This is a genomic window from Rhizobacter sp. (assembly GCF_035702065.1).
Lineage (GTDB): Bacteria > Pseudomonadota > Gammaproteobacteria > Burkholderiales > Burkholderiaceae_C > Rhizobacter.
Genome location: NZ_DASSRA010000217.1, coordinates 1 through 3,665, shown reverse-complemented (window position 1 = coordinate 3,665; position 3,665 = coordinate 1). Strand labels below are relative to the sequence as shown.

The window sequence follows — 3,665 nt, the reverse complement described above, 5'->3', positions numbered from 1 at the left end:
AAGGCGATCCTCGACGAGCAGTCGGAGCTCGTCTCGCTGGCCGCGCCCGACGGCACGATCACCTACGTCAACCCGTCGTACGCGCGGCACTTCGGCCTGACGGAGTCGCAGTTGATCGGCACCAACCTGTTCGACCACGTGTTGCCGGCCGACCGGCAGGAGGTGCGCGACAAGATCGCCCGCGTGATGGAGACCGGCGTGCCCGTCGTCAACGAGAACCGCATGCTCGTCCCGCAGGGCACAGAGTGCTGGGTCGCCTGGACCAACCGCCTGCAGCGCGGGCCGCACGGCGAGCCCCTGCTGCATTCCGTGGGGCGCGACGTGACCGAGCGCAAGCAGCTGGAAGACGCGCTGCGCGAGCTGACCACCATCTTCGACAACACCACCGACTACGTGATCCAGACCGGGCTGCGCGGCAACATCACCTACCTCAACCCGGCCGCGCGCGCGGTGCTCGGCATCGCGCCCGACGCGCCCGTGACGTCCATGCGCTTCAGTGACTTCAACACGCCAGAGACCAACGAGCGCCTGGCCAAGGTCATCATCCCGGCGGTCAACGAGAAAGGCATCTGGCTGGGCGAGACGGTGTTCCATGCGGGCGACGGGCGGCCGCTGCCGGTGAGCCACATGGTCATCGGCCACCGCGACAAGCAGGGCCGCGTGACGCGCTACTCGGGGATCATGCGCGACATCACCCAAGAGCTCGCCAGCAAGCGCGAGCAGCAGCGCCAGGCGGCCACCCTGCGCGCGATCACCGAGGCCATCCCCGGCTTTGTGGCGGTGATCGACACCGACCGCCGCTACCGCTTCGTCAACAGCGGCTTCGAGCGCTGGGTCGGCCAGCCGCGCGGCCAGATCATCGGCAAGACGGTGGCCGAGGTGCTGGGCCCGGTCAACTACGCGGCCAGCCTGCCCTGGATGGAACGCGCACTGGCCGGCGAGTCAGTGAGCTTCGAGCGCGTGCACGAAGGTCACGCCGTGACACGCCATTTGGCGATGAGCTACATCCCGATGTTCGGCGAGGACGGGCGCGTCGAGGGCTTCATCGGCGTCGGGCAGGACATCACCGAGCACCGGCAGGAAGAAGGGCGCCTGCTCGAACTCAGCCAGCGCGATCCGCTCACCGGCCTGCTCAACCGCTCCGGCTTCGAGCAGTTCCTGGAGCGGCTGGCCCACGACCCGCTGGCCCACCAGGGCGTGGCGTTGCTGTACCTGGACCTCGACCACTTCAAGCCGGTGAACGACACGCACGGCCACCGGGTGGGCGACCAGCTGCTGCAGCAGTTCGCCGAGCGCCTGCAGGGCACGGTGCGCCCGAGCGACGCGGTGGCGCGGCTGGGGGGCGACGAGTTCGCCATCGTGCTGGTGGGCATGCGCGACCCGGCCCATGCCGATGCGGTGGCCGACAAGGTGGTGAGCGCGGCGCGGGCGCCCTTCACGGTGGGTGAGCTCACGCTGCACATCGGCGCCAGCGTGGGCGTGGCCTTCGGCGACGTCGGACCCGCAGGCTGGCGCGAACTGCTGGAGCGCGCCGACACGCGGCTCTACCAGGCCAAGGCCGAAGGGCGCGGGCGATACGCAGTGTGAGAGGCGCGCGGTCTCAGAGCCCTTCGGCGCACACCTCTCGAACGCAGCCGCGCAGCCAGCGGTGCGCCGCGTCGCCATCGAGCCGCGGGTGCCACAGCAAAGACACCGTGATCTCCGGCACGGCCAGCGGCAGCGCAAAGCTGTGCAGGCCGCTGCGCAGCGTGCCAGTGTGGCGCTCGGGCACGCTGGCCACGAGCTCGGTGTCGCGGGCCAGGGCCAGCGCGGCCGAGTAGCCGCCCACGATGGCGGCGATGCGGCGCGCGTGGCCGGCCGCGGCCAGCGCCTCGCGGATGGGGCCGTGGTCCCCGCCATCGCGCGAGACCAGCACGTGGCGTGCGGCGGCATAGCGGGCTGGCGTGAGCGTGCCCTTGGCCAGGGCGTGGCCGCGCCGCACCACGCCGACGAAGCGGTCGCTGAACAGGGCCTGCGCGCGCAGCTCGGGGCCGAGCGCCTTGCCGACGACGCCGGTTTCGAGGTCGACGCTGCCGTCGCGCAACGGTGTGCTGTCGCGGTCGAGCTTGGGCACGAAGCGCAGGCACACGCCGGGCGCCCTGGCGGCCACGCGCTCGACCAGCGCCGCGCCGAAGTTCTCCACGAAGCCTTCGCTGGTGCGCAGCGTGAAGCCGCGCTCCAGCTTCCTGAGGTCGACCTTCTTGCTCGGGCGCAGCGCCGCCTCGGCGTCTTGCACGATCTGGCTCACGCGCTCGCGCAGCTCCAGCGCGCGTGGTGAAGGCACCAGCCCGCGGCCGGCGCGCACCAGCAGTGGGTCGCCGGTGGCCGCGCGCAGGCGCGCCAGCGCGCGGCTCATGGCCGACGGGCTCAGGCGCAGCCGCCGCGCGGCGCCGGCCACGCTGCCTTCGGCGAGCAGCACGTCGAGGGTGATCAGCAGGTTGAGATCGGGGTGTGACATGGCGTCTGGTGCACGAATGAAGTGCAAATGATGCGCCTTCCGCTTCGTCAGGCCCAGACCTATCTTTCGTGCATGAACACGCACACCGCTCCCAGACCGCTCGGCTGGCTGCTCGCCAGCCTCTCGCTGGGCATGCTGCTGCCCTCGCTCGGCACCAGCATCGCCAACGTCGCCTTGCCCACCTTCACGCAGGCTTTCGGTGCGCCATTCCAGCAGGTGCAGTGGGTGGTGCTGGCCTACCTGCTGGCCACCACCACGCTCGTCGTCGGCGCGGGGCGGCTGGGCGATCTCGTCGGCCGCCGGCGCCTGTTCCTGGGCGGCCTCGTGCTGTTCACGGTGGCGTCGCTGCTGTGCGCTGTGGCGCCCACGCTCGGGTGGCTGGTGGCGGCACGCGCCCTGCAAGGCGCGGGGGCGGCGGTGCTGATGGCGCTGACGATGGCCTTCGTCGGCGCGTCGGTGCCCAAGGACCGCAACGGCCGCGCAATGGGCCTGCTCGGCACCATGTCGGCGGTGGGCACCGCGCTCGGGCCCTCGCTCGGCGGTGTGCTGATCGCGGGCTTCGGCTGGCGGTCCATCTTTGTGTTGAACCTCCCGCTCGGGCTGGTGGCGCTGTGGCTGGCGTGGCGGAACCTGCCGGCCGACGGCCCGCGCCGCGCGGCCACGCGCTTCGATGGGCTCGGCACGCTGCTGCTCGCGGTCACGCTCGCGGCCTACGCGCTGGCGATGACGCTCGGGCGGGGGCGGATGCTGCCTTGGCTGGTGGCGGTGGTCGTGGGCGCCGTGCTCTTCGTGGCGGTCGAGCGGCGCAGCGCTTCGCCCCTGGTGCGCCTGGCGAGCCTGCGCGAACCGGTGCTGAGCGCGGGCCTCGCGATGAGCGCGCTCGTCTCGGCGGTGGTGATGGCGAGTCTCGTGGTCGGCCCGTTCTACCTGGCCGCCGCGTTCGGCCTAGGCGCGGCGCTGGTCGGCGCGACCTTGTCGGCCGGGCCGGTGGTCAGTGCGCTGGTGGGGGTGCCCGCGGGCCGCCTGGTGGACGGCTGGGGCGCCGTCCGCGTCACACGGGTCGGGCTGCTGGCCATGCTGTCGGCCTGTCTCGCGCTGGGCTGGGTGCCGGCGGCGTGGGGCGTTGCCGGCTATGTGCTGCCGCTGGTGCTGCTCACCACCGGCTACG

3 protein-coding genes are annotated in these 3,665 nt (G+C 72.1%); 2 read left to right on the top strand and 1 reads right to left on the bottom strand.

Annotated features, from left to right (window positions below):
• Positions 1-1,587, top strand: a 1,587-nt coding sequence (locus tag VFL64_RS10100) for a sensor domain-containing protein (protein WP_489540247.1), incomplete at its 5' end; no start/stop codon positions are given.
• A gap of 13 nt (positions 1,588-1,600) precedes the next feature.
• Here VFL64_RS10100 and VFL64_RS10095 read toward each other — a convergent pair.
• Positions 1,601-2,497 carry a LysR family transcriptional regulator gene (locus tag VFL64_RS10095; RefSeq protein ID WP_489540246.1) on the bottom strand — a complete coding sequence of 299 codons (897 nt, stop codon included), beginning with the start codon at positions 2,495-2,497 and terminating at the stop codon, positions 1,601-1,603.
• Between the two features lie 72 nt (positions 2,498-2,569).
• Here VFL64_RS10095 and VFL64_RS10090 point away from each other — a divergent pair.
• Positions 2,570-3,665 (top strand): MFS transporter (locus VFL64_RS10090; protein WP_489540245.1); only part of this gene is annotated, 1,096 nt, incomplete at its 3' end.

What these genes read in the sequence shown, in the direction of transcription:
- VFL64_RS10095 (WP_489540246.1), bottom strand. Translation starts at nt 2,497, where the DNA reads ATGTCACACCCCGATCTCAACCTGCTGATCACCCTCGACGTGCTGCTC.